23 protein-coding genes and 1 pseudogene are annotated in these 23431 nt (G+C 64.7%); 16 read left to right on the top strand and 8 right to left on the bottom strand.

The window, feature by feature from the left end; translation table 11 throughout:
• Position 1 precedes the first annotated feature (1 nt).
• From ACXAEH_RS03520 to selD, 5 genes and pseudogenes are all read left to right on the top strand, one after another.
• The gene (locus ACXAEH_RS03520; protein ID WP_475031103.1) at positions 2-1885 is read left to right on the top strand and encodes a monovalent cation/H+ antiporter subunit D; all 1884 of its coding nucleotides are present in this window, start codon (positions 2-4) and stop codon (positions 1883-1885) included.
• Positions 1882-2379, top strand: a complete 498-nt coding sequence (locus ACXAEH_RS03515; RefSeq protein WP_475031102.1) for a Na+/H+ antiporter subunit E — start codon at positions 1882-1884, stop codon at positions 2377-2379. Before ACXAEH_RS03520 ends, ACXAEH_RS03515 begins: the two co-directional genes overlap by 4 nt.
• Positions 2376-2645: a K+/H+ antiporter subunit F gene (locus ACXAEH_RS03510; protein WP_475031101.1), complete on the top strand. Its 270-nt coding sequence runs from the start codon at positions 2376-2378 to the stop codon at positions 2643-2645. Before ACXAEH_RS03515 ends, ACXAEH_RS03510 begins: the two co-directional genes overlap by 4 nt.
• A 9-nt stretch (positions 2646-2654) precedes the next feature.
• Positions 2655-3053 carry a Na+/H+ antiporter subunit G gene (locus tag ACXAEH_RS03505; RefSeq protein ID WP_475031100.1) on the top strand — a complete coding sequence of 133 codons (399 nt, stop codon included), beginning with the start codon at positions 2655-2657 and terminating at the stop codon, positions 3051-3053.
• A gap of 48 nt (positions 3054-3101) precedes the next feature.
• Positions 3102-5255 (top strand): annotated as a pseudogene (selD, locus tag ACXAEH_RS03500) (selenide, water dikinase SelD); the annotation flags it as partial.
• 215 nt (positions 5256-5470) lie between these two features.
• Here selD and mnmH read toward each other — a convergent pair.
• Positions 5471-6523: a tRNA 2-selenouridine(34) synthase MnmH gene (gene mnmH / locus ACXAEH_RS03495; RefSeq protein ID WP_475031099.1), complete on the bottom strand. Its 1053-nt coding sequence runs from the start codon at positions 6521-6523 to the stop codon at positions 5471-5473.
• A 165-nt stretch (positions 6524-6688) separates the two neighbouring features.
• On the opposite strand from mnmH, the gene ACXAEH_RS03490 reads away from it, so the two are divergent.
• On the top strand, positions 6689-7204 hold the full coding sequence (locus tag ACXAEH_RS03490; RefSeq protein WP_475031098.1) for a MarR family winged helix-turn-helix transcriptional regulator: 516 nt from the start codon (positions 6689-6691) through the stop codon (positions 7202-7204).
• A 2-nt stretch (positions 7205-7206) separates the two neighbouring features.
• Here the strand turns inward: ACXAEH_RS03490 and ACXAEH_RS03485 are convergent, their stop codons facing one another.
• Positions 7207-7896 carry an SOS response-associated peptidase gene (locus ACXAEH_RS03485; protein WP_475031097.1) on the bottom strand — a complete coding sequence of 230 codons (690 nt, stop codon included), beginning with the start codon at positions 7894-7896 and terminating at the stop codon, positions 7207-7209.
• Positions 7897-7960: 64 nt separating this feature from the next.
• Here ACXAEH_RS03485 and ACXAEH_RS03480 point away from each other — a divergent pair, with 64 nt between their 5' ends.
• Both ACXAEH_RS03480 and ACXAEH_RS03475 read left to right on the top strand, forming a co-directional pair.
• Entirely contained in the window at positions 7961-9694 is a 1734-nt protein-coding gene (locus ACXAEH_RS03480; RefSeq protein ID WP_475031096.1) for a tetratricopeptide repeat-containing sulfotransferase family protein, read from the top strand.
• A gap of 101 nt (positions 9695-9795) precedes the next feature.
• Positions 9796-11544 carry a sulfotransferase gene (locus ACXAEH_RS03475; protein ID WP_475031095.1) on the top strand — a complete coding sequence of 583 codons (1749 nt, stop codon included), beginning with the start codon at positions 9796-9798 and terminating at the stop codon, positions 11542-11544.
• 6 nt (positions 11545-11550) lie between these two features.
• Here ACXAEH_RS03475 and ACXAEH_RS03470 read toward each other — a convergent pair whose 3' ends face one another.
• From ACXAEH_RS03470 to ACXAEH_RS03460, 3 genes are all read right to left on the bottom strand, one after another.
• Entirely contained in the window at positions 11551-11859 is a 309-nt protein-coding gene (locus ACXAEH_RS03470) for a DnaJ family domain-containing protein (RefSeq protein WP_475031094.1), read from the bottom strand.
• Between the two features lie 142 nt (positions 11860-12001).
• Positions 12002-12616: a glutathione S-transferase family protein gene (locus ACXAEH_RS03465; RefSeq protein ID WP_475031093.1), complete on the bottom strand. Its 615-nt coding sequence runs from the start codon at positions 12614-12616 to the stop codon at positions 12002-12004.
• Between the two features lie 199 nt (positions 12617-12815).
• Positions 12816-14396, bottom strand: a complete 1581-nt coding sequence (locus ACXAEH_RS03460) for a bifunctional metallophosphatase/5'-nucleotidase (RefSeq protein ID WP_475031092.1) — start codon at positions 14394-14396, stop codon at positions 12816-12818.
• Positions 14397-14574: 178 nt separating this feature from the next.
• Here ACXAEH_RS03460 and ACXAEH_RS03455 point away from each other — a divergent pair, with 178 nt between their 5' ends.
• The 3 genes from ACXAEH_RS03455 to arsC are packed head-to-tail and all read left to right on the top strand — an operon-like array spanning position 14575 to position 16306.
• Positions 14575-14913, top strand: a complete 339-nt coding sequence (locus tag ACXAEH_RS03455) for a DUF952 domain-containing protein (RefSeq protein WP_475031091.1) — start codon at positions 14575-14577, stop codon at positions 14911-14913.
• Positions 14910-15968 (top strand): quinone-dependent dihydroorotate dehydrogenase, encoded by a 1059-nt coding sequence (locus ACXAEH_RS03450; protein WP_475031090.1) that lies wholly within the window; start codon positions 14910-14912, stop codon positions 15966-15968. Before ACXAEH_RS03455 ends, ACXAEH_RS03450 begins: the two co-directional genes overlap by 4 nt.
• The gene (gene arsC / locus ACXAEH_RS03445) at positions 15965-16306 is read left to right on the top strand and encodes an arsenate reductase (glutaredoxin) (RefSeq protein WP_475031089.1); all 342 of its coding nucleotides are present in this window, start codon (positions 15965-15967) and stop codon (positions 16304-16306) included. Before ACXAEH_RS03450 ends, arsC begins: the two co-directional genes overlap by 4 nt.
• 118 nt (positions 16307-16424) lie before the next feature.
• Here the strand turns inward: arsC and ACXAEH_RS03440 are convergent, their stop codons facing one another.
• From ACXAEH_RS03440 to ACXAEH_RS03430, 3 genes are read right to left on the bottom strand one after another with little or no spacing between them, the layout of a single operon-like run.
• Positions 16425-17744: an MATE family efflux transporter gene (locus ACXAEH_RS03440; protein WP_475031088.1), complete on the bottom strand. Its 1320-nt coding sequence runs from the start codon at positions 17742-17744 to the stop codon at positions 16425-16427.
• Positions 17745-17748: 4 nt separating this feature from the next.
• Positions 17749-18267: a PaaI family thioesterase gene (locus tag ACXAEH_RS03435; protein WP_475031087.1), complete on the bottom strand. Its 519-nt coding sequence runs from the start codon at positions 18265-18267 to the stop codon at positions 17749-17751.
• Positions 18264-18686 (bottom strand): PaaI family thioesterase, encoded by a 423-nt coding sequence (locus tag ACXAEH_RS03430; RefSeq protein WP_475031086.1) that lies wholly within the window; start codon positions 18684-18686, stop codon positions 18264-18266. The genes ACXAEH_RS03435 and ACXAEH_RS03430 overlap by 4 nt, the downstream gene beginning before the upstream one ends.
• A gap of 125 nt (positions 18687-18811) precedes the next feature.
• On the opposite strand from ACXAEH_RS03430, the gene ACXAEH_RS03425 reads away from it, so the two are divergent.
• The 5 genes from ACXAEH_RS03425 to ACXAEH_RS03405 all read left to right on the top strand — a co-directional run bounded on the left by ACXAEH_RS03425 (position 18812) and on the right by ACXAEH_RS03405 (position 23174).
• Positions 18812-19180 (top strand): MerR family transcriptional regulator, encoded by a 369-nt coding sequence (locus tag ACXAEH_RS03425; protein WP_475031085.1) that lies wholly within the window; start codon positions 18812-18814, stop codon positions 19178-19180.
• A 297-nt stretch (positions 19181-19477) separates the two neighbouring features.
• Entirely contained in the window at positions 19478-19879 is a 402-nt protein-coding gene (locus tag ACXAEH_RS03420; protein WP_475031084.1) for a MerR family transcriptional regulator, read from the top strand.
• Between the two features lie 52 nt (positions 19880-19931).
• The gene (locus tag ACXAEH_RS03415) at positions 19932-21713 is read left to right on the top strand and encodes an acyl-CoA dehydrogenase C-terminal domain-containing protein (RefSeq protein WP_475031083.1); all 1782 of its coding nucleotides are present in this window, start codon (positions 19932-19934) and stop codon (positions 21711-21713) included.
• Between the two features lie 73 nt (positions 21714-21786).
• Entirely contained in the window at positions 21787-21999 is a 213-nt protein-coding gene (locus ACXAEH_RS03410; protein ID WP_039130431.1) for a hypothetical protein, read from the top strand.
• Positions 22000-22025: 26 nt separating this feature from the next.
• A complete protein-coding gene (locus ACXAEH_RS03405; protein ID WP_475031082.1) occupies positions 22026-23174 on the top strand; it encodes an acyl-CoA dehydrogenase family protein in 1149 nt (382 codons plus the stop codon).
• Positions 23175-23431: the final 257 nt, after the last annotated feature.

Below are 23431 nucleotides of genomic sequence, written 5' to 3'. Positions count from 1 at the left end.
CATGGAACTTCTCGTCGCTTCGGCCGTCGGCATTCTGACCGCGGCCGGCATCTACCTGATCCTGCGCCGCCGCAGCTTCCCGGTGATCCTGGGCCTGTCGCTGCTGACCTATGCGGTCAACGTCTTCCTGTTCGCCACCGGGCGGCTGGTCTCCGGCGCGCCGCCGATCCTCAACAAATATGAGGAGGTCGTCTATACCGACCCGCTGCCGCAGGCGCTGGTGCTGACCGCCATCGTGATCTCCTTCGGCATGACAGCCGTGGTGGTGATGGTGGCGCTTGGCGCTTACCTCTCATCACAGAACGACCGCACCAACATGCCAGGCCGAGCCCGAAGGCGCAGGAGACGACGAATGAACCACCTCCTGATTGCCCCGGTGCTGCTGCCCGCCATCGTGGCGCCCTTCATCATCATGGTGGTGCGCCACCACATGGACCTCACCCGGATCTTCTCGGTCGCCAGCACCGTGCTGCTGGCCGCGGTGACGCTGGCGCTCTGGGCGATGGCTGCAGACGGCACCGTGCATGTCTATGAACTCGGCGACTGGCCTGCACCCTTTGGCATCGTGCTGGTGCTGGACCGGCTGTCGGCAATGATGATCGTGCTGACTTCGATCCTGGCGCTGCCGATCCTGCTCTATGCCATCGGCTCCGGCTGGGACGCGCGCGGCGCCAACTTCCATGCGCTGTTCCAGTTCCAGCTGATGGGCATCATGGGCGCCTTCCTGACCGGCGACGCCTTCAACCTGTTTGTCTTCTTCGAAGTACTGCTGATCGCCTCCTACGGGCTGATGATCCATTCCGGCGGCGGCCGCCGTTTTCAGGCAGGCGTGCAATATGTGGTCTACAACCTCCTGGGCTCGACCCTGTTCCTGTTTGCTCTTGGCACGCTCTATTCCGTCACCGGCACGCTGAACATGGCGGATCTGGCGGTGAAAGCGGCGGAGATGCCAGCGGATGACACCGCCCTTCTGCGCGTCGGCGCGGTGATGCTGCTGCTGGTCTTTGCCATCAAGGCGGCCCTGCTGCCGCTGCATTTCTGGCTGCCCTCAGCCTATGCCAATGCGCCGGCCCCTGTGGCGGCGCTCTTTGCCATCATGACCAAGGTCGGCGCCTATGCGATCCTGCGCATGTTCACCCTGGTCTTCGGCCCGGATGTCGCGGCCACCACCGGCCTCAGCGAGGCCTGGCTGCTTCCCGCCGCGCTGCTGACCCTGATAGCTGGCGCCATCGGCGTGCTGGGGTCCAAGAAGATCGGCCGGGTCGCGGCCTTTGGCGCCATCGCCTCGATGGGCACGCTGCTGATTGCGATCTCGCTGTTCACCGAGACCGCCGCCGCCGCCGCGCTCTACTACCTGGTGCACTCGACCCTGGCCGCGGCGCTGCTGTTCTTGGTTGCCGACCTGGTGGTGGAACGCCAGGGGCCTTGGATCTTTGTCAACAAGCCGATGGCCCAGACCGGGCTGATCTCTGCCCTGTTCTTTGCCGCCGCCATTGCCCTTACCGGCATGCCGCCGCTGTCGGGCTTCCTGGGCAAGCTCCTGGTGCTGGACGCCACCCGCGGCGCCGATCTGGCAGCCTGGATCTGGGGCGTGATCCTGGCCGGCTCGCTGATCACCATCATCGGCATGGCGCGGGCCGGCTCCATCCTGTTCTGGAAAGGCCACGGCCTGCCGCAGGACGAAGAGGAGCCGGAAGAAGCCGGTGAGGCCGTTGCGGCAAGGCCCGCCCAGCTGCCCTTTGTGGCCTGCTTTGCGCTGCTCGGCGGGCTGGTGGCACTGACGGTCTTTGCAGGCCCCGCCACCTATTACGCTGAACAAACCGCGGCCCAGCTTTATGCCCCGGCGGAGTATATTCAGGCCGTGCTTGGGAAGGAGGCACAATGAAACTGCTCAGGCGGCTTGTCCCGCACCCCCTTCTGACCCTGCTCTTGACCGGCACCTGGCTGTTGCTGGTCAACGGCTGGTCGCTGAATTCGCTGGTGTTCGGCTTCATGCTGGGGATCCTGATCCCCTTTGTCACCCAGCCCTACTGGCCCGGCCGCCCGCGCATCAGCCGCCCGTTCAAGGCCATCGAGTATGTCTTTGTCGTGCTGTGGGACATCATCCAGGCCAATATCGTCGTGGCCCGCATCGTGCTGTTCAAACCCAATTCCGAGCGGCGCCCCAACTGGATCACCATCCCGCTGGACCTGAAAACCCCCGAGGCGATCACCACCTTGGCCGGCACCATCACCATGACCCCCGGCACCCTGTCGGCGGATGTCTCGGACGACGGCCACTGCCTGCTGGTCCATTGCCTCGACGCGCCGGATCCCGAGGCCGTGCGCGACGAAATCAAACAGCGCTATGAGCGCCGGCTGATGGAGATTTTCGAATGATCGAAACAGCTTCGCAATTCGCCTTCGGCTGCTTTGCCCTGGCGGTTCTCTTGAACCTCTGGAAAGTGGTCACCGCACCGGAAATCGCCGACCGCATCCTGGCGCTGGATACCATGTTCATCAATGCCATCGCGCTGATGGTGCTGTATGGCTTGGCGCTTGGCACCGCGATCTTCTTCGAGGGTGCGATGATCATCGCCATGCTCGGCTTTGTCTCCACCGTGGCCTATGCGCGCTTCATCCTGCGCGGCAACATCATCGAGTGAGGGACCCGCATGGACAGCCTGTTTGAATTCCTTGTTGCCGCCTTCCTGGTCATTGCCGGGATCTTCGGCATTGTCGGCTCCTACGGGCTGATCAAGCTCAACGACCCGATGTCGCGCCTGCACGCGCCGACCAAGGCCACCACCCTGGGCGTCGGCGGGGTGCTCTTGGCCTCGCTGCTGAACGCGGCGGCCTTCGGCAAATACTTCTCGGTGCATGAGCTGATGATCACCCTGTTCCTGTTCCTCACCGCCCCCATCACGGCGAATTTCATTGCCAAGGTGCACATCCACCGGCAAGAGACCCGCGAGAGCATGCCCTCGGCCGGGGAGGACCATCACTGGGCCACCCATGACACGCCCGGGGACGAGGAACAGAACACCGAAGGCCGCACCGACGCGGCCCAGTAAGGGCCCGCGCCTGACCGGCACCGGCCCGCCGCAGAGGCAGATAGAGATATGGACTCCTCCCGCTTGCCGCTGACCCGCGATCTGGTGCTGGTGGGCGGCGGCCATACCCACGCGCTGGTGCTGCGCAAATGGGGCATGAAGCCCCTGCCCGGCGCCCGGCTCACCGTGATCAACCCTGGCCCCACCGCCCCCTACTCCGGCATGCTGCCGGGCTTTGTCGCCGGCCATTATGACCGTGACGAACTGGACATCGACTTGGTGCGGCTGGCGCGGTTTGCCGGGGCAAGGGTGGTTCTGGGCGCCGCCGAACATATCGACACCGCAGCCCAGCTGGTGCATGTGCCCGGCCGCCCGCCAATTGCCTATGACGCGGCCTCGGTCGATGTCGGCATCACTTCCGCCATGCCGGACCTGCCGGGCTTTGCCGAACACGGCATCCCGGCCAAGCCTTTGGGCCGGTTCGCTGCCCAATGGTCTGCCTTCCGCGAAGGCGATGGCCCGGCTCATGCGGCTGTGATCGGCGGCGGCGTTGCCGGCGCGGAGCTGATCCTCGCCATGGCCTATGCTCTGAAGCAGTGCGGCCGCCTGGCCCAGGCAACCCTGATCGACAGCGATGCGGCGTTGCGTGCGATTGGCTCCAAGGCCCGCCATAAACTCCGCCGCGCCCTGGTTGAGCATGGCGTCCGGCTGGAGGAAAACATCCGGGTCGACTGCGTCGCGGATGGCTGCATCCAGTTGCAGGACGGGCGGGAGATCCTGTCGGATTTCACCACCGGCGCGGCCGGCGCGCGCCCCTACGGGTGGCTGTCAAACAGCGGGCTGGACCTGCAGGACGGCTTCATCCGCATTGGTGAAACGCTGCAAAGCTCAGCCCCCAATGTCTTTGCCACCGGCGACTGCGCCCATATGGACTTTGCCCCGCGCCCCAAGGCCGGCGTTTATGCGGTGCGCCAGGCGCCAGTGCTGTACCACAACCTGCGCGCCCTGCTGACCGGCGATGCGCTGCGCAAATACACGCCCCAGAAGGACTACCTGAAACTGATCTCCATGGGGTCGAGGGAGGCGCTGGGCGAGCGTTTCGGCACCACCCTCGCAGGCCCCTTGATGTGGACCTGGAAAGACCGTATCGACCAGGCCTTTATGGAGAAATTCCGGGATCTGCCGGCCATGGACAGCCCGCCGCTGCCACCCGAACACACGCTCGGCATGGAAGAGGCACTTGGAGACAAGCCCATGTGCGGCGGCTGCGGCGCCAAGGTGGGGCGCGGCGCACTGCTCTCCACGCTTTCCGGGCTGGGCAAGACAAACCGCAAGGACATCACTCCGCTGCCTGGCGATGACGCCGCGCTGCTGACCACCGGCGGCGCCAGCCAAGTCATCAGCACTGACCACTTGCGCAGCTTTTGCCAGGATCCGGTGACGATGGCGCAAATTGCCGCCGTGCATGCGCTTGGCGACATCTGGGCCATGGGCGCGGAACCGCAGGCGGCCACCGCCAGCCTGATCCTGCCGCGGATGGCGCCGGAGCTGCAGGCCCGCACTCTGCAGGAAATCATGAGTGCTTCATCAGAGGTGATGGAAGACGCCGGCGCCGCCATTATCGGCGGCCATACCTCGCTGGGGGATGAGCTGACTGTTGGCTTCACCGTCACTGGCCTCTGCCCCCGCCCCGCGATCACCCTGGCAGGCGCGCAGCCGGGTGATGCGCTGATCCTGACCAAGCCGATCGGCTCCGGCGTGCTGATGGCGGCTGAGATGGCGGGCGGGGCCAAGGGCGAATGGGTGGCCGCCGCGCTGGAGCTTATGCGCCAGCCGCAAGGCACCGCCGCCCGTATCCTGCAAACCGCCCATGCGATGACCGATGTCACCGGTTTTGGCCTCATCGGCCACCTGCTTGGCCTCTGCGAAGCCTCCGGCACGGGCGCCGAGCTGTTCACGGGCCGCATCCCATTGATGCCGGGCGCTGCCGCGCTGGCAGAGCTTGGTCTACGGTCTTCGCTGTTCCCGGACAATCAGGCTGCCGCGCCGGAACTGAAAACCCGGGGCTGGCAGGACCTGCTGTTCGACCCGCAAACCGCAGGCGGATTGCTGGCGGCGGCGGCGTCCGGGGAGGCCGAGGCGCTGGTAGAGCAGCTGCAAGCCGCGGGCTACCCCGCCGCGATCATCGGCAGGGTCACGGCGGCCGCGGGCGCAATCACCCTTTGCGCCTCGCCAGCGCCGGCGCAAAGGGCCGGCCCCTCTTGGCCCTGCGGGCCAATTCACCCCGGAGTATTTCGGACCAGAAAGAAGCCCGGACAGGCATTGCGTCTTTCTGGTTACAAATACTCCCCGCCGGAGGCGCGCTGCGCGTCAGCGCGGCGCCAGGCCCAACGGGAGCGGTGCATCTCTGATGCACCAGCGACGGGCGGGAGAACCGGCTACAGGCCTGCCATGACCTCGGCCAGGCGGGCCGCGGCGCTGTTCAGCCCGGCTTCGTCCAGCCTTGCTGTTTCCACCGTGGCAACCACCCCGGCTCCGATCGCCGCGCGGGACTTGCGGTAGGCCGGGTCGTAGTGCTCGGCCATCAGCAAGGCGGTCAGCCCAGGCTTGTCGCCTTCGGCGATCTTTTCAAACCAGCCATCGACCACCGCGCCTGAACGATGGGCGCGCAGAGGTCCGAGCTTTTCGCGCAGCCGTTCTGTGTCCGACAGGATATCGTCGTAGGCCTCTACCAGGTAGCGGCAGCGCGCCTCTGCCGGGACCTGCAGCTCAATCCGCGGCGCGGGCTTCATCGCGTCCCAGACCGCAGGCGGGATGATGCGCTGGCCGATCTTGTTCGATTCCGCCTCTACCAGCACCGGGCGCGCGGGATCCAGCCGCATCAGCGCCCCCGCCACCGCCGATTTAAACCCCTTCTGCGAGGGCTGCGGCGCCGGCATCTCCCCCAGAAGCGAGCCGCGGTGATTGGCCAGCCCCTCCAGATCCAGCACCTGCACGCCCAGCTGCCCGGCCCGCTTCAGCACCTCGGTCTTGGCTGAGCCGGTATAGCCGTCCAGCGCCACCAGCCTATGCGGCAGCGCGCAGTCATACATCGCCTTGTGCACCAGCCGGCGGTAGCTTTGATAGCCGCCCTCCACCACCTCGGCGCGCCAGCCGATCTGCTGCAGCATCCAGGTGAAAGAGCCCGACCGCTGGCCGCCGCGCCAGCAGTAGACCAGCGGTTTCCAGCCGCCCTCGTGGTGGCTCAGGCTCCGCTCGATGTGACCCGCCGCATTGCGGAACACCATCGCCGCGCCCAGCTTGCGCGCCTTGAAGGGGCTGTCCTGGACATAGATGGTGCCGACTTCGGCGCGCTCGTCATTGTCCAGCACCGGCAGGCTGATTGCGCCGGGCACATGGTCTTCGGCAAATTCCGCCGGGCTGCGCACGTCGATCACGGTATCAAAGCCGTGGGCATAGAACTCTTGCAGGGATGTGAATTTCAGCGCCATACCCCTGCTGTAGCGCGCGCCATGAGCAAGGAAAAGCCGCAAATGCCGCCGCCGCGGCAATAAGGCTTGCGCGCAATGCGCACGGCGCATTAATCAATCCCGGACAGACAGAGACCAGCCGGGGCAGAAGCCCCGCGGCGCCGCAGCGGCAAGGACCCGGATGCCATGGACATCGACCCTTTGGACATACATGCGCTTCCCGGGCATCTGATCCGGCGGCTGCATCAGATTTCCGTGGCCCAGTTCATGGAATGCATGGCTGCGGAAGGTGTCGACCTGACACCGGTTCAGTTCTCTGCCCTGGCCGCCATTCACCGCCATCCAGGGATTGATCAGGCCTCGGTGGCCGGGCTCATCGCCTATGACCGCGCCACCCTCGGCAAGGTTGTGGACCGGCTGGTCGAGAAGGACCTGGTGGCCCGCAAGGTGTCCAGCGCCGACCGCCGCGCCCGCGAGGTCAGCCTGACCCGCGCCGGCACCGCCCTGCTGAAACGCATCCTGCCGCATGTCCGCGCCGCCCAGCCCGGCATTCTGACCGGCCTCAGCGAAGCAGAACAGGAGACCTTTGTTGCCCTGCTGCAAAAAGCCACCCTGGCCGCCAATGAGCTGAGCCGGGCGCCGCAGCGCGATTTGCCGGGCGGCCGCAGGACCGGAAAACCCGCCGCCCAGGCCGCAGAATAACCTCAGATCAGCCGGCCGCGCGGGATGTCCCCCTCCTCGAAGGGTTCGATCAGATCCGGCCCCTCGGCCCGGTTGGAGTTCACCGCGGGATCCACCCTGTGATAGTCCAGCAGCCCCTCCTTACCCGGCTGCATCAGCGCCGCGGCGCCGCGGCCTTCTTCACCCAGCCATTTGCCCCAGTCCTGCGGCTCCAGGATCAGCGGCATCCGGTGGTGGACCGGCGATAGCCCCTCATTTGCCGCAGTTGTGACAATCGCGCAGGTCTTGACCGCTTCTGCTGCCCCCCAGCTCTGCCACACCGCGGCAAAGGCCAGCGGGGCGCCGTCGCTGCGATGGATGTACCAGGGCAGCCGGGCGCCTGCTTCCGACTTGGTCCACTCGTAAAACCCGGTGGCGGGGATCAGGCAGCGGCGGTTGCGGCAGGCATCGGAAAAAGCGGGCTTTTTCGCGATGGTTTCGGCGCGTGCATTGATCAGCAGCGGCCCGGCTGATTCGCTCGCATACCAATGCGGCAGGAACCCCCAGCGCATCTGCACCAGCTGGCGGCCGGTCTCTCCGGCCTGCACCGCGTGCACCGCATTGGTCGGGCAGACATTATAGTTCGGCACCTGCGGCAGGTTGTTTGCGGGCTGCGCTGCAAACAGCTGCGCCATCGCATCGTTCGGCAGGGTTATTGCAAATCGTCCGCACATTCCGCACTACTGGCCCGCACATTCATTGGAACGCCCGGCGGGCGCCCGCAAAAGGCTATACCGGATGCAGAAAAGCGAACAGGACCTTCTGGCAAAAATCTCTGCCCAGCTGAACGCCGGTCAGTTCGCCTCTGCGGCCAAGGCAGCCCGCAGCGGGGTCCAGAAGTTCCCCCGCAACCCGGCCTTTGCCAATTTCGCAGGCCTCGCCCAGGCGCAAGCGGGCAAGCACCGCGATGCTGCGGTGTTTTTTGCCAAGGCCATGAAGCTGGCGCCGCGCCATGAGGAGATCGAGACCAACCTGATCCAGGCTCTGGTTCTTTCCGGCCAGCAGGACAAGGCGCAGGAGCTGATCACCCGCTGCCTGCCCCGCCACCGCAACCCCGCCGGTCTGCACGATCTGAACGCCCAGTCCCTCAGCCGCAGCGGAGACCTTGAGGCCGCGCTGGCAGCCGCAACCGCCGCCAAAGAGGCCGGGCCGGACAATCCGCGTGCCTTCTATCTGCGCGCCTCGATCCTTACTGCGCTTGGCCGAACGGGTGATGCGCTGGCCGAGTATCAAGCGCTTGCGGCGCTGACCCCCAAAGACCCGCAGCCGCTGTTGGAAAGTGCAAATGCTCTGACCCGGCTGTCCCGGCTGAACGAGGCGCGCGAGGTTTTGAACGTGGCGCTGAATCTGGCACCGGATGCGGTCCAGGCCCATGCGCAGCTGGGTATGCTCTCTGCCATGCTTGGTGAAAGTGAAGCTGCGTCAGGACACTACCGGGAGGTTCTGAAGCGCGCACCGGCCCACGGCGGTGCTTACCTGCAACTGGCCAAGCTGCAAGATGCAGAGGCCAACCAGGCAATGCTGCCGCAGCTTGAAGCCGCCAAGGCGCAGGCTGGAGGCAACAGCCACAACCACGCGCTGATGTGCTTTGCCCAGGCCGCGATCTGCAAACAGGCAGGCAAGGCGGAGGACAAGGCCGGCCTGCTGAAAACCGCAAACCGGATCGAAGCGGAGCGCCGCCCCTATGATGCGGCAGCCGCCACCCGGCAATTCCAGGCGCTCATCCGGTCCGCTATGCCCGCAGAAGCTGAAACCGAAGCTCCGGCGCCCATCTTCATCCTCGGCCTGCCGCGCTCGGGCACCTCGCTGCTGGAGCATGTGCTGTCGGCCTCGGGCTCGGTCTTCGGCTGCGGGGAGCTGTCCGGCGGCGATGCCATCGCGGCGGCAGCCGCCGCCGGTGACGATGCCGCAGACACGGCCAATCTGGCCCGCAACTACCGCGCCGCCCTGCCCGGGCTTCCCGCAGACACCAGCCATTTCATCGACAAACTGCCCGCAAACTACAAGATTATTGGCCCGTTGCGAGCCGTCTTCCCGAATGCCCGCTTCCTGCACCTGCAGCGCGACCCGCGAGACGTGGCTTTGTCCATGTGGCGCGCCTATTTTGCCCAGGGCGGATTGAATTTTACCTTTGATCAGAAGGCGATGTCGCATGAGGTTAACCTTTACCGCCAATACATGGACCACTGGCACGCGGCATGCAGCGGCAGCATTCTGGACGTGCCCTACACCGCCCTGACCAGCGATCTGGAAACCACCGGGAAACAGGTGGCAGAGTTCTGCGGCCTGCCCTGGGAGCCCGCCATGGCGCACCCTGAAAAGAACGCCGCTTCGGTCCGAACCGCCAGCGCCCAGCAGGTGCGCGAAAGGGTGCACAGCCGCTCAGTCGGTGGCTGGAAACAGCAGGAAGCGGCGCTGAAGACTTTCCTGCGCGGCCTGAAGCCCGCCCTGTGGCCGGAACTGGAACTCTAGCGCCTAGGCCCGCCATTGCATCCCCATGGCGGGATATGGCACATCCCTTGCATATGCCGGACAGCTCCGCGCCGGTGCGGGTTTGCAGACAGATAGGTCTCATGACACTGAACAACGATCTCCAGGCCGCACACGGCTTTCTGAACCAGGGCAAATTCAAACTGGCGCTGAAGCAGTCCAAGGGCGGCATGAAGCGGCACAAGAACCATCCGGATTTCCCCAATATCGCCGGGATCTCCCTGTCGGGCCTGGGCAAGCACCGCGACGCCGTTCCCTATTTCAAGAAGGCCCTGGCCCTGGCGCCCGGCTTTCACGATGCGCGCAAGAACCTGGCCCAGACGCTGCTGTTCCTGCAGCAGGGCGAAAGCGCGATGAAGCTCTTGGAGCGGGTGCTGGGCGATCTGCCCGGCGACCCGGCGGCGCTCTATCTGAAAGCGCAGGCACAGCTGGTGCTGAACGAGACTGAAGCCGCCATCGAGACCGCCAGCGGCGCCTTGGCCAAGGACCCGCGCCAGCCGCGGATGCTGCGCCTGCGGGCCATGGCCTGGAAGACGCTGGGCGACGAGAAGGCGGCGCTGGAGGATTACCAGGCCACACTGCGGCTCAACCCCAACGACGTGGACGCGCTGGTCAACATCAGCCTGCCGCTGGCCCGCATCATGCGCCAGGACGATGCCACCGCCGCCGCGCAAAAGGCCGTGGCCCTGGACCCCGGCAATCTGGAGGCCCGCCGCCGCCTGGCCAGCCAGCTGATTTCCAACGGCGAATCCGAGGCTGCCCGCGAACAGTGCCTGGCGGTCATGCAACTGGATCCCAAGGACACCCAGGTGCTGGAGATGCTGGCCCGCCTCAACAGCCGCGAACAAAACACAGAGCTGATGCCGGTTGCCAAAAAGGCGCTGAAAGCCGCGCCGCCGCGCTCGCAGGACCGCGCCAATGCCGCCTTTGCGCTGGCCCGGATCACCGACCAGGGGGGCGACAAGGAGGCCTTTGCCGCCCATAACGACGAAGCCAATGCCTGTATGGCGGCGCAAAACCCCTATGACTACGAGGGCAGCGAGCGCCAGTTCAGCCGCATCATGGCCGCCTTCCCGGACGTGATCACCCCGGCAGAAACCAAGCAGGACGGCCCGCGCCCGATCTATGTGGTGGGGATGCCGCGCTCCGGCACCACGCTGACGGAAACCGTGATCGGCTCGCACCCGCAGGTGTTCCCGCTGGGCGAGCGTGGCGTGCCCAGCTTCCTGCTGCATTCCTTTGTGGACAAGGAACAGGACTTCACGGCCGAGGCGGCCCGGACCTTCGTCTCCGAGGACATCAGCCGCCTGCCCGAAATGCCCGAAGGCACCACCGCCTATGTCGACAAGATGCCGGACAATTACAGGCTGCTGGGCCATCTGCTGACCGCCTACCCGGAGGCACGCTTTATCCACCTCTGCCGCGATCCGCGCGATGTGGCGATGTCGATCTGGCGCGGCTATTTCTCCGGCAGCTCGCTCACCTATGCCTATGACCTCAAGGCGATGGCGCACCGGTTCAATCTCTACGGCCGGCTGATGCAGCACTGGCGCCAGGTGATGCCGGGGCGGCTTTATGATCTGCGCTACGAGGATCTGGTCGGCGATATCGACGGCGAAAGCCGCAAGCTGGCCGCGTTCTGCGGGCTGGACTGGGTCGAAGACATGGCCCACCCCGAACGCCACGAGGGCCAGGTGCTGACGCTGTCAAATACCCAGCTGCGCCAGAAGGTGCACAGCCGCTCTGTCGGAAAATGGGAGAAATATGCCGATGTTCTGGCGCCCTTCATCGACGGTCTGGACCCGGAAATCTGGCCGGAAATCAAAGGGTAACCCGGGCTACTTGGTGTAAGCCTTGCGCGCCAGCTCGATGCGGGCGTCCATCATCGACATCTCTTTCAGGATCTCCTGCCGGCGGCAGCGGTCGCCGGCCTCGCGCAGCTCGGCCCGCAGCCGCTGCAATTCGCGCGACAGGGTCACGAATTCCGGCACCCCGCCGCTTTCGCGCACCAACCGGTTGACCAGCTCGTTTTCCGGGTCATCACAGTCCGGCAGCGGCTTGCCGGCGCCTTCGAGGTTGTCAAAGGCACCGTCCTTTTCGGCGGCTTCGATACGGGCGTTGATGAGGTCGATCAGCGGATGGTCCATGGCCCGCATTCTGCCATGGCGGCGCGGCAGGTAAAACCCTTTGCGGCAGGCATCAGCCTGGCCAAGGGCCAGGCAGCGTTTGCCCCGGCAGCGGGGGGCAAACGCGCGCCCCCGCCGCTGGCGCGCCGGAGCCTGCAGGGCGTCAGGCTGCCCCCTCCTGCTCAGCCGCCGGGTTGGCAATCTGCCAGGCCTCCAGCGCCTCGATCCGGGCAATCCAGCGGTTGATATTGCTGTAGCCCTGAACCGGGTACCGGCAGGGCTCGCGGTAGCACAGGATTGCCCCGACCGAGACATCCGCCGTAGTCATCTGATCCCCCACCAGCCAGTCGCGCCCCTGCAGATGCCCGTCCAGCACCTTGGCGTATTTGTGAAAATCCGCTTCCGCCGCCGCCATATCAATGTCCTCGCGCCCGAAGAAATGCCGCGAGATGAATTTGCTGCAGGCGGGCGTCCAATGGCACCCCTCCCAGAACTGCCAGCGCATGATGTCGTAGCGCGCAGTCGAGCGCGGCCACAGCGGCGTGTCATGATCCGTGCACAGCCGGTTGATGATCGCATTGGATTCCCACAGAGAACTGCCGTCCTCCTCCTCCAGCACCGGCACCTTGGCATTGGGGTTGAGCGCCAGCAGATCCTCCTTGAACTGATCCCCGGCCTGCAGGTCGACAATGTTCTGGGGCAGATCCAGCCCCAGCAGGTTGCTGACCACCAGCAGCTTGCGGGAATTCGGCGACGGCGGAAAGACATGGAGTTTCATCAAGAGCCTCCCTGGCATCATTATTTAACACAATTGTTAAATATCAATATCCGCAGCACCCGTCAACCGGAAACCCGGCGGCACGCCCTTCCAGCCGCATTAACTAACCCGTAGCAAGGGTTTATAATCTATGAAGAAATTGCGTCAGCATCACTGTCCCAATGTTTCGCGCGCGAAACATTGGGACAGCAATTGCGACCTATTCAGACCGGCTGATCCGCCCATCGGTGTAAGGCATGTAAGCCCCTTGCGCCGCAAGATATTCTGCCACCACATCCGCCACATCCGGCCCGAAGTCATAGGCGTTCCTGCCATCGCCTTCAAACATCGCATAGCCATCGCCGCCGTTGCGCACATAGTCGTTGGTGACCACCAGATAGGTCTTCTGCGGGTCAATCGGCACAAAGCCGCCCCCCTCCGCCACTCTCACCTCGCGGATCCGCCCCGCATTGGGCGCAACCGACGCGTCCCAGGTGAAGGACAAACCCGCCACCTGCGGAAAACGGCCCTTCACGTCCTCCACCTGGCTGACCCCGTTCTCCAGCGCCGCGACCAGCACCTCCCCCTTGATTTCAAAGGTCGAGAGCGTGTTCTGGAACGGCAGCACGGTCAGCACCTCGCCCATGGTCACCGCGCCTGCATCCAGGCTGGCGCGGATGCCACCGGAATTGGCGATGGCAATGGTCACACCCTGATCCCTCACCCGGTCCAGCATCGCATCCGCCACCAGGTTGCCCATCTGGCATTCCTGCACCCGGCAAACCGCACGGTCCCCTTCAATGGCGGCAGCGGTTTCAGCCACCACCTTGTTGCGGATCTCATCCAAAGGCTGCGCCAGCTCGGCAATCCGGTGCAGCGTGCCCGCATCTTCAGAGACGCCCGCATCCATGATCAGCGGCTCCCCCGTGGCGTTGACAACATTGCCCGCATCATCAAATGTCACGTTCAGCTCACCCAGGAACTTGCCATAGGCGTAGGCCTGCACGATCGGCACCCCGTTGACGATGGTTGGATACGGCCCCGCGGCCTTGTCAGAGACATTGGACAGGTAGGTGTTGGTATGGCCGCCAACGATCACATCGACGCCGGAGGTCTGCGCCGCCACTTTCTGGTCGACGCCATAGCCCGAATGGCTGAGCACGATGATCTTGTTCACCCCATCCGCCGTCAGCCGGTCGACTTCGGCCTGCACCGCTGCCACCGGATCGGAAAACGTGACGTGCCCGCCCGGGCTGGCAAGTTCATGCATGTCCTCAGGGGTCAGGCCAATGAGGCCGATCCGCGCGCCGCCGCGGGTGATCACCGCGGATTTCCTCAGCACCCCGGCCAAGGCCGGCTCCGCCGACACATCCGCGTTGGACATCAAGACCGGAAAGCCCACCGCATCCATGAACCCGCGCAGCACCTCCGGCCCGTCGTCGAATTCATGGTTGCCCACGGTCATCCCGTCATAGCCCAGCTTGTTCATGAACTCGGCCGCGGCCTTGCCCTTGTAATAGGTGTAGAACAGCGAGCCCTGGAACTGGTCGCCGCCATCAACCAGGATCGAATTCCCGGCCCGCGCCCGCGCCGCGGCAATGGCCGTCACCAGCCGGGCGGTGCCGCCGAAACATTTGCCTTCGGCCTGGTCCTCCGCGTCGCAGGCGCTGTCGTATTTGTTGATCGGCTCGAACCGGGAATGGAAGTCGTTGGTGTGCAGGATGGTGAGTGTGTACTCCGCTGCCGCGGCGCTGGCGGTCAGGGCCAGGGCTGCAACCGGTGAAAGAATCCGCGCGATCATGAGATTTGCTCCCGTTGTTTTGGCCTGATGGTGCGCGCAACGGCCGTGCCCGTCAAAGGGGAAAAGCGGGTCTGCGGCCTCTCCCAGCGTCAACGGGCCTGCCCCGGTCCGCCTGCCAAAACCCGGGCGCGGGCCAATCCCCCTTGATTCATCAGCAAACGCAGGGCATCAGGCGCTCATGCTGATTTACAAGATTTTCCGGGCGGACGAATGGGCCGCTTTGCAGGCGGCGGGCGAAACCCAAGGCGCGCCAATTGATGTGGCGGACGGCTTTGTCCATTTCTCCACTGCAACTCAGGCAGCCGAGACTGCCGCCAAGCATTTTGCCGGCGCTGAGGGGCTGACCCTGCTGGCCTGCGATGCCGGCGCGATGGGGGAATACCTGAAGTGGGAGGTCTCCCGCGGCGGCGCCGAGTTCCCGCATCTCTACCGCAACATCCGCCTGAGCGATGTTGTCTGGTCCAAGCCGCTGCCGCTGGCGGGCGGCGCGCACCAGTTCCCGGAGGAAATGGTATGAAGCTGACCGAAAAGCTGGCGCTGGCCGCCCTGCACAAGCTGGATCCTGAGGCCGCGCATGGGCTGTCGGTCAAGGCGCTGACGATGGGTTTGACGCCGGCGCCCGGCCCGGTGACCTCCGCGCGGCTGAAGACCTCGCTGGCAGGAATTGAGCTGCCGAACCCTGTTGGCCTTGCCGCAGGCTTTGACAAGAACGCCGAGGCGCTGGCGCCGCTGTCAAAATCCGGCTTCGGCTTTATCGAGGTCGGCGCGGCGACGCCGCGCCCGCAGCCCGGCAACCCCAAGCCGCGCCTGTTCCGCCTGACCGAGGACAAGGCCGCGATCAACCGCTTTGGCTTCAACAACGAGGGCATGGAGGCAATCGGCGCCCGGCTGGCGCAGCGGCCGCGCGATGCCGTGATCGGGCTGAACCTCGGCGCAAACAAGGACAGCGGGGACCGTGCCGCGGATTTCGCCAAAGTGCTAGCCCACTGCGGCGCGCATTTGGATTTTGCCACCGTCAATGTGTCCTCCCCCAACACCGAGAAACTGCGCGATCTGCAGGGCAAGGCGGCTTTGTCTGCTTTGCTGTCAGGTGTGATCGAGACCCGCGAGGGCCTCAGCCGCCGGGTGCCGGTGTTCCTCAAGATCGCCCCGGATCTGGACCGTGAGGGGATTGAGGACATTGCCGCTGTCGCCGTTGAAACCGGCATCGACGCGGTGATTGCCACCAACACCACCCTGTCGCGCGACGGATTACGCAGCGCCCACAAGGGCGAGGCCGGCGGGCTGTCCGGCGCGCCGCTGTTTGAGAAATCCACCCGGGTTCTGGCGCAGCTGTCGGAGCTTTTGGACGGCAAGGTGCCGCTGGTCGGCGTCGGCGGCATCAGCTCGGCGGAGCAGGCCTATGCCAAGATCTGTGCTGGGGCTTCTGCGGTGCAGTTTTACACCGCGATGGTCTATGGCGGGTTGTCGCTGGCGGGCGATATTGCCCGCGGACTGGACGCGTTGCTGGCGCAGGACGGGTTTGACACCGTCTCGCAAGCGGTTGGAAGCAAACGGAAGGATTGGCTGTGATCACCTATTGGCATTACCCGAAATGCTCAAAATCCCGCGCAGGCCTGGCGCTGATCGAGGAGCGCGGCGCAGAAGTGCAGACGCGGGCCTATCTGGAAGAGGCGCCCTCTGTTGAAGAGCTGAAGGCGGTTCAGGCCGCGCTTGGTGTGTCCGCGGTTGAGATGATGCGGACTGGCGAGAAGGTCTTCAAGGAGCTGAGCCTTTCCAAGGACAGCGCCGAGGACGCGCTGCTGGCAGCGATGGCGGAGCATCCGATCCTGATCGAGCGCCCGATTGCCATCAAGGACGGCAAGGCGGTGATTGGCCGCCCGACCGAGGCGATCGAGGCGCTGCTGTAACGGGCCCCGTTTCCCGGCGCGGGAAACGGCCAAAAATCCTGCGAGGATTTTTGCGGTGCAAAGCACCGGTTTTCCGCGCCGGAAAACGGGCCGGAATTCTCGCAGAATTCCGGCGGGTTCAGGTGCCGACCTGCGCCTCCAGCCGCGGGTAGCGCAGGCCCAGCGTCACGCCGCGGGCGATGTTCAGCACAATCAGCGCAGCCCATAGCCCGTGGTTGCCAAAGGCCGGCACCAGAACCAGCAGCGCCGCCACGTAAATGGCCACCGATTGCAGCATCGCCCACCGCATGTCGCGGGTCCAGGTGGCACCGATATAGATACCGTCGAACATGTAGCTGGCCACGCTGAGCGCAGGCATCACCACAGCCCAGATCAGGAACATCCGGCCCGCCTCGCGCACTTCGGGAGAGGTGGACATCAGGTCGATCAGCCAAGGGCCGCCAAAGGCAAAGGCGATCCCCAGCAGCACCGCACCGCCAACACCCCATTGCGAGGTGATTACCGAGGCCCGGCGCAGGTCCTTGCGGGCCTTTGCCCCGACTGCACCGCCGACCAGTGCCTCGGCGGAGAATGCAAAACCGTCCAGCGCAAAGGCGGTGATCTCGACAAATTGCAGCAGGATCTGATTGGCGGCAAGGTTCACGTCCCCCACACCGGAGCCGATGAACAGGAAGGTGGTGAAGGAGCCGGTCAGCAGCACCGAGCGCACCATGATGTCGCCATTGACCTGCATCATCCGCTTGAGCCGGGCCCGGTCGAAGACCCTCCCCCAGTCGCGCCATTGATCGCCTGCAAAAGCATCGCGGCAGAGATACAGGCCCAAAGCCAGCCCGGTCCATTCGGCAATCAGCGTCGCCGTGGCGACGCCTTCGACACCCCAGCCGAGGCCGAGCACGAACCACAGGTCAAGCGCGATGTTCAGCCCGTTCATCCAGACCTGCAGCAGGAACACCCCGCGGGTGCGCTCGACTGCGATCAGCCAGCCGGTGACGGCGTAAAGCCCGATCGTGGCAGGCGCCCCCCAGATGCGGATTTCCAGATAGTCGCGGGCGAGCCCCTCGACTGCGGCACTGGCCGGCGCCAGCGCAAAGGCGCCCCAGAATACGGCCGATTGCGCGAGGATGAAAACGGCGCCTGCGGCAAAGGCCAAGAGCAGGCCGCGCATCAGGAGAGCGCCGGTTTCCGCCCAGTCCCCGGCCCCGCGGGCCTGAGCGGCGAGGCCGGTGGTGCCCATGCGCAGGAAGCCGAAGATCCAGTAAATGGTGGCCAGGATCACCGCACCGATGCCGACGGCGCCGATCGGAGCGGCCTCGCCCATCTGCCCCACGACGCCAGTGTCCACGGCGCCCAGTATGGGCACCGTCGCATTCGACAGCACAATCGGCAAAGCGATCTTGAGCACCCGTTTGTGGGTGATGTCCGTATCTGCGCTGGTCATGTGCTCAGCCTTCGCCGTTCTGGTCCTGCGGCATCAGGAAATGGCCGGTGGCCTGGGCAAAGAGCTTGTCCTTGTGATCCTGCCAGGCCTCCACATGCACCGAGGCATAGCGGCGCCCTGACCGGTTCACCCGCGCCCGCGCATAGGCGTCGCGCGGCAGGCCGGAGCGCAGGTAGTCGACGGTGAAATCGATGGTCTTGGGCTGGCGCGGCAGGTTGCCCTTGGCCATTTCCGCTGGATCAAGCGCGCCGCTTTCGATGCGCGGCCACAGGTGCGACCAGTTGAGCGTGATCATCGCGGTGATTTCCAGGAAGGCGGCTGTCACCCCGCCGTGGATTGCAGGCAGGAAAGGATTGCCGATCAGCTTGTCATCGAAGTTCAGCTGCGCCGTCAGCTCATCGCCGCGGCGGTCAAAGGTCACGTTCAGGAAGCGGATATAAGGAACCGAGTCGACCAGCGCCGACAGCGCGGCATCGCGGCGCTGCTTGACCACCTGCATGGGTTCGGGACGGGGGCGGCTCAAAACTTGCTCTCCACGGTAAAGGCGCCGGATGCTGTGGCGACGGGGCGGTCTTCGTCCTCGTCCATGGCCACGGCGCGGACAAAGGCAACGGTGCGGGTGATCTGGTGGCAGGTGGCGCGGGTGGTGATCGCCTGCCCCGGGGTTGCGGGGCGCATGTAGTCGATGCGCAGGTCGATGGTGGCGGTGCCGCCGGGCGCCGAAGGATGCGCCATCACCGCGGCGCCGCAGCAGGTGTCCATCAGAGCGGAAACCGCGCCGCCGTGGATCACCCCGGTGGCCGGGTCGCCCACCAGCTTCTCGTCATATCCCATGCGGATCTCGGCCGTGCCGTCGCCCAGCGCGGTCAGCTTCATGCCCAATTGCTTGGCATGGGGGATGGCTTCGATGAACTGGCGCGCGAACTCTGTCTTGTCGGCCATTTGGCTGTCCCTTCGGATTGTCTGCCTCATCTTTGGCCCTGGCATGGCCCGAGCGCAAGTGTGCCGCCGCGGGAGGTTGCCATGTTCGCTGCAAGTGCATAGGTTCCCGGCAAGGGAGAAGATGGATGGCCGACAACAGATTGTCATTCAAGGAAATGTGCGCCGAGTTCGAGGTCACGCCGCGGACGCTGCGCTACTATGAATACATCGAATTGCTGCAGCCGGACCGCGAAGGCCGGTCGCGGTTTTACGGTGCGCGCGAGCGTGCCCGGATGAAGCTGATCCTGCGCGGGCGCAAGTTCGGCTTTCAGCTGGAAGAGATCCGCCAGTGGCTCTTGATCTATGAGGAAGAGGGCAACAACGCCCAGAACCATGCCTTTATGGAAATGGCCGACCGGCAGCTGGTGGAACTGGAAAAACAGCGCGAGCAGATCAACGAAGCCATCGAAGAGCTGAGCGCGCTGCGCGAAAGCACCCGGGCGCTGCTGAAGTAGTCCAGCCCCCCGTTTCCGGACATGCAGCCCCGCCCGTTGAGGCGGGGTTTTCTGTTGTGGCTGGGGCAGCTGGATTCGCCTGATCCCAAGCCAAATCCCAGGTCTCCCCTGCTGCGGGAGCCGCCGGTTTTGCGGGCGGAGACAGCGTTACGTTGCGTCACTTTATGTGCGTTTTGCGAACCTCTCACAGTTTCGAAAGTGACGTGACGTACAACTTACGTAAACGTAAAGTCAGTCTTGCAAGCTGGCCGCCCTGCGCACAGCTTGTCTTTGCACCAAGCCGTAAGAGTAACGACGATGACCAACGAGACCATGACCATCCGGGAAATGTGCGAGGCCTTTGACGTGACCCCGCGCACCCTCCGGTTCTACGAGGCCAAGGAACTGCTGTTCCCGATCCGCGAAGGCCAGAAACGGCTGTTCACCAAGCGCGACCGCGCCCGGCTGAAGCTGATCCTGCGCGGCAAGCGGTTCGGTTTCAGCCTGGAGGAGATCCGTCAGCTGCTGGACCTTTACCATGTGGACGAACAGCGGCTGACCCAACTGACCAAGACCTATGAGATCGCCCAGGAGCGGCTCGCCGATATGGAACGCCAGCGCGAGGAGCTGACGGAAGCCATCGAAGACCTGAAGGAGCAGCTGGCCTGGGGCGAGAAGATGATCGCCTCGATGAAGGCCGGAGAGAAAGCCGCCGAATAGGCTGCCCTGCCCCGGCAGACGACCTGAAACAAGAAACCCGACGAGGACCGAGATGCCAGCCTACACAGCCCCTGCCAAAGACGCCCAGTTCATCCTGCACGACGTGCTGAAGGTCTCCGAGAGCGATACGCCCGGATACAGCGAGCTGGAGCGGGACTTCACCGGGGCGGTGCTGGAAGAAGCCGGCAAGGTGGCCAGCGAAGTGCTGCATCCGCTGAATGCGGTGGGCGACACCGAGGGCTGCCGGCTGGAGAACGGTGTGGTCTATACGCCCGCGGGGTTCCGGCAAGCCTTCGAGCAGATGAAAGAGGGCGGCTGGCCGGGCATCGACATGCCGGAGGCCTTCGGCGGCCAGAACATGCCCTATGTGGTCGGCACCGCGGTGGGAGAGTTCTTCTCGGCCGCTAACCAGGCCTTTACCATGTACCAGGGGCTGACCCATGGCGCGGCCTCGGCCATTCTGGCGCATGGCACCGAGGCGCAGAAGGCCACCTATCTGCCCAAAATGGTCAGCTGCCAATGGACCGGCACCATGAACCTGACCGAGCCCCATTGCGGCACCGACCTGGGCCTGATGCGCACCAAGGCCGAACCGCAGGGCGATGGCAGCTACAAGGTCTCGGGCCAGAAGATCTTCATCTCCGCCGGTGAGCACGACATGGCGGAGAACATCGTGCATCTGGTCTTGGCCAAGATCCCCGGCGGCCCGGACGGCATCAAGGGTGTGTCGCTGTTCATCGTGCCGAAGTACCTGGTGAATGCGGATGGGTCTCTGGGCGAGCGCAACGGCGTTGCCGTCGGCAAGATCGAAGAAAAGATGGGCATCCACGGCAACTCCACCTGCGTGATGAACTATGACGGCGCCACCGGGTATCTCCTGGGTGAAGAGCACAAGGGCATGCGCGCCATGTTCACCATGATGAACGAGGCGCGTCTGGGCGTGGGCATGCAAGGCCTGGCGCAGGCCGAGGCCGCCTATCAGAACGCGGCAGTCTATGCCAAGGACCGGCTGCAGGGCCGCGACGTCACCGGCGCCAAGAACCCGGACGGCCCGGCCGATCCGCTGATCGTGCATCCGGACATCCGCCGCTCGCTGATGGACCAGAAAAGCTTTACCGAAGGTGCGCGCGCGTTCCTCCTGTGGGGCGCCACGCTTATTGACCAGGCCCACCGCGCCGGTGACAAGGACGCCGACGGTCTGATCTCGCTGATGACCCCGGTGATCAAGGGCTTCCTGACCGATCAGGGCTACGACATGACCGTGCAGGCGCAGCAGGTCTATGGCGGCCATGGCTACATCGAGGAATGGGGCATGTCGCAATACACCCGCGACGCCCGCATCGCAATGATCTACGAGGGCGCCAACGGCGTGCAGGCGCTGGACCTGGTGGGCCGCAAGCTGGGCCAGCATGGCGGCAAATACGTGCTGGCGTTCTTTGACCAGGTGAAAAGCTTCTGCCAGGAAAACAAGGATGTTTCAGAGGCTTTCAGCAAGGATTTCATTGATCCCCTGAAGGCCGCCTCCAAGGATCTGCAGGCGGCGGGCATGTTCTTCATGCAGAACGGCATGAAGGATCCCAACCACGCGCTGGCGGGCTCTTACGACTTTATGCATCTGTTCGGGCAGGTTTGCCTGGGCCTGATGTGGGCAAAGATGGGCAAGGCGGCGCAGGAAGCGCTTGACGCGGGGTCGCCTGACGCGGCGTTCTATGAGACGAAACTCGTAACCGGCCGGTACTATATGGCACGGCGGCTGCCCGCGACCAAACTGCACCTGGCCCGCATCGAAAGCGGCGCAGATGCGGTGATGGCGCTGGACGCAGACGCCTTCTGACGCCATCGGGCGCCCTTCCCCGGGCGCCCGGTTCCAGCCCCGGCCGGTGCCTTTGACATTTTGAGGACCAGATATGCCGAAACGTTTCCGCCTGACCCGCCGCCTGCCGATCGCCATGACCGAAGACGGCTACCGCAGGCTCAAGCGCTTTGCCCATGAGGCCGGGCTGGATGAGGGAGAGGCGCTGTCGTTCCTGTTCGAGAACTTCGACAGCGTGACCGATCACGAAAACCTGGGCCACCGGCTGCGGCTGTTCAACGCCGAGCTGGAGGCCCGCAAGAGGTAAGCCCCAAAGGGCACCAAGGGAGAGCCATGACCAGCACGCGTTCCGCATGGATGACGGATGAGCACCAGATGCTCGCCGGGATGACCGCTCAGTTCATCAGCAATGAATGGGCGCCCAGGTTCGAGGCCTGGCGCAAGCAGGGCATGATGGACCGGGAGACCTGGTCTCAGGCGGGCGATCTGGGCCTGCTCTGCCCCTCTGTGCCCGAGGCCTACGGTGGTGCCGGCGGCGATTTCGGCCACGAAGCAGTGATCCTTATGGAAGGCAGCCGCGCCAATCTGGCCAGCTGGGGCCATGGCATTCACTCCGGCATTGTGGCGCATTACATCCTCGCCTATGGCACCGAGGAGCAAAAACAGCGCTGGCTGCCGAAGATGGTGACGGGTGAACTGGTCGGCGCCCTGGCAATGACCGAGCCCTCCACCGGCTCGGACGTGCAGGCCATCAAGACCAAGGCTGTGCGCGACGGCAACGCTTACCGGTTGTCGGGTCAGAAAACCTTCATCACCAACGGCCAGCACGCCAACCTGATCCTGGTGGCAGCCAAGACCGACCCGTCAGCAGGCGCCAAGGGGGTATCGCTCGTTGCGGTCGAAACCGATGGCGCCGAAGGCTTCAGCCGCGGCCGAAACCTCGACAAGATCGGCTGCCACGCGGCGGACACCTCCGAGCTGTTCTTCAGCGATGTGGAGATCCCGCCGGAGAACATCCTGGGCGGCGCCGAGGGCCAGGGGTTCTACCAGATGATGCAGCAGCTGCCGCAGGAGCGGCTGATCATCGCCTGCGGCGCGGTCGGCGCGATGGAAGGCGCGGTGGACCGCACCATCGCCTATTGCAAGGAGCGCGAGGCCTTTGGCGGGCCGCTGACGCAATTCCAGAACACCCGCTTCAAACTGGCGGAATGCCTGACCAAAACCCGCGTTGCACGGGCCTTTCTGGACGAATGCATCGCCGAGCATCTGCAAGGCGCGCTGACCGTCGAGAAAGCGGCGATGGCGAAATACTGGCTGACCGATACCCAGGGCGAGGTGCTGGATGAGTGCCTGCAGCTGCATGGCGGCTACGGCTACATGCAGGATTACGCGGTGGGAGAAATGTGGGCCGACGCAAGGGTGCAGCGGATCTACGGCGGCACCAATGAGATCATGAAAGAGCTGATTGCGAGGGCGCTGTGACACAAGGGGCGGCAGCGCAGACAGCAAGGCCGGGATGCCTCCGGCGGGAGTATTTGGAGAAAGATGAAAAGAGCAGGTCCACCCTGCCCCGCCTTACCGCTTGGCTATCGGATTTATCGAGGCAGGGTTTCACCTTTCGCGGCCATCGGCTCTCCAGCCTGTCCCGCACCGCCATTTTGCGGACATTAACCCTAACAAACCTTAAAACTCTTTCATCTTTCCAAAAATACTCCACGGGGGTGCGGGGGTGTGAAACC

This window comes from Leisingera sp. ABM4_060 (genome assembly GCF_056158765.1).
Note: the sequence above shows the minus strand (reverse complement) of the source record. Positions and strands in the feature narration are given on the sequence as shown.

Excerpts from the sequence above, each read along its gene's own strand:
- ACXAEH_RS03515 (WP_475031102.1), top strand. The coding sequence starts at position 1,882 with ATGAAACTGCTCAGGCGGCTTGTCCCGCACCCCCTTCTGACCCTGCTC.
- ACXAEH_RS03410 (WP_039130431.1), top strand. The coding sequence starts at position 21,787 with ATGCCGAAACGTTTCCGCCTGACCCGCCGCCTGCCGATCGCCATGACC.
- ACXAEH_RS03485 (WP_475031097.1), bottom strand. The coding sequence starts at position 7,896 with ATGTGCGGACGATTTGCAATAACCCTGCCGAACGATGCGATGGCGCAG.
- ACXAEH_RS03490 (WP_475031098.1), top strand. The coding sequence starts at position 6,689 with ATGGACATCGACCCTTTGGACATACATGCGCTTCCCGGGCATCTGATC.
- mnmH (WP_475031099.1), bottom strand. The coding sequence starts at position 6,523 with ATGGCGCTGAAATTCACATCCCTGCAAGAGTTCTATGCCCACGGCTTT.
- ACXAEH_RS03505 (WP_475031100.1), top strand. The coding sequence starts at position 2,655 with ATGGACAGCCTGTTTGAATTCCTTGTTGCCGCCTTCCTGGTCATTGCC.
- ACXAEH_RS03415 (WP_475031083.1), top strand. The coding sequence starts at position 19,932 with ATGCCAGCCTACACAGCCCCTGCCAAAGACGCCCAGTTCATCCTGCAC.
- ACXAEH_RS03475 (WP_475031095.1), top strand. The coding sequence starts at position 9,796 with ATGACACTGAACAACGATCTCCAGGCCGCACACGGCTTTCTGAACCAG.
- ACXAEH_RS03460 (WP_475031092.1), bottom strand. The coding sequence starts at position 14,396 with ATGATCGCGCGGATTCTTTCACCGGTTGCAGCCCTGGCCCTGACCGCC.
- ACXAEH_RS03440 (WP_475031088.1), bottom strand. The coding sequence starts at position 17,744 with ATGACCAGCGCAGATACGGACATCACCCACAAACGGGTGCTCAAGATC.
- ACXAEH_RS03420 (WP_475031084.1), top strand. The coding sequence starts at position 19,478 with ATGACCAACGAGACCATGACCATCCGGGAAATGTGCGAGGCCTTTGAC.
- ACXAEH_RS03425 (WP_475031085.1), top strand. The coding sequence starts at position 18,812 with ATGGCCGACAACAGATTGTCATTCAAGGAAATGTGCGCCGAGTTCGAG.
- ACXAEH_RS03405 (WP_475031082.1), top strand. The coding sequence starts at position 22,026 with ATGACCAGCACGCGTTCCGCATGGATGACGGATGAGCACCAGATGCTC.
- ACXAEH_RS03510 (WP_475031101.1), top strand. The coding sequence starts at position 2,376 with ATGATCGAAACAGCTTCGCAATTCGCCTTCGGCTGCTTTGCCCTGGCG.
- ACXAEH_RS03480 (WP_475031096.1), top strand. The coding sequence starts at position 7,961 with ATGCAGAAAAGCGAACAGGACCTTCTGGCAAAAATCTCTGCCCAGCTG.
- ACXAEH_RS03430 (WP_475031086.1), bottom strand. The coding sequence starts at position 18,686 with ATGGCCGACAAGACAGAGTTCGCGCGCCAGTTCATCGAAGCCATCCCC.
- ACXAEH_RS03470 (WP_475031094.1), bottom strand. The coding sequence starts at position 11,859 with ATGGACCATCCGCTGATCGACCTCATCAACGCCCGTATCGAAGCCGCC.
- ACXAEH_RS03465 (WP_475031093.1), bottom strand. The coding sequence starts at position 12,616 with ATGAAACTCCATGTCTTTCCGCCGTCGCCGAATTCCCGCAAGCTGCTG.
- ACXAEH_RS03450 (WP_475031090.1), top strand. The coding sequence starts at position 14,910 with ATGAAGCTGACCGAAAAGCTGGCGCTGGCCGCCCTGCACAAGCTGGAT.
- ACXAEH_RS03455 (WP_475031091.1), top strand. The coding sequence starts at position 14,575 with ATGCTGATTTACAAGATTTTCCGGGCGGACGAATGGGCCGCTTTGCAG.
- ACXAEH_RS03520 (WP_475031103.1), top strand. The coding sequence starts at position 2 with ATGGAACTTCTCGTCGCTTCGGCCGTCGGCATTCTGACCGCGGCCGGC.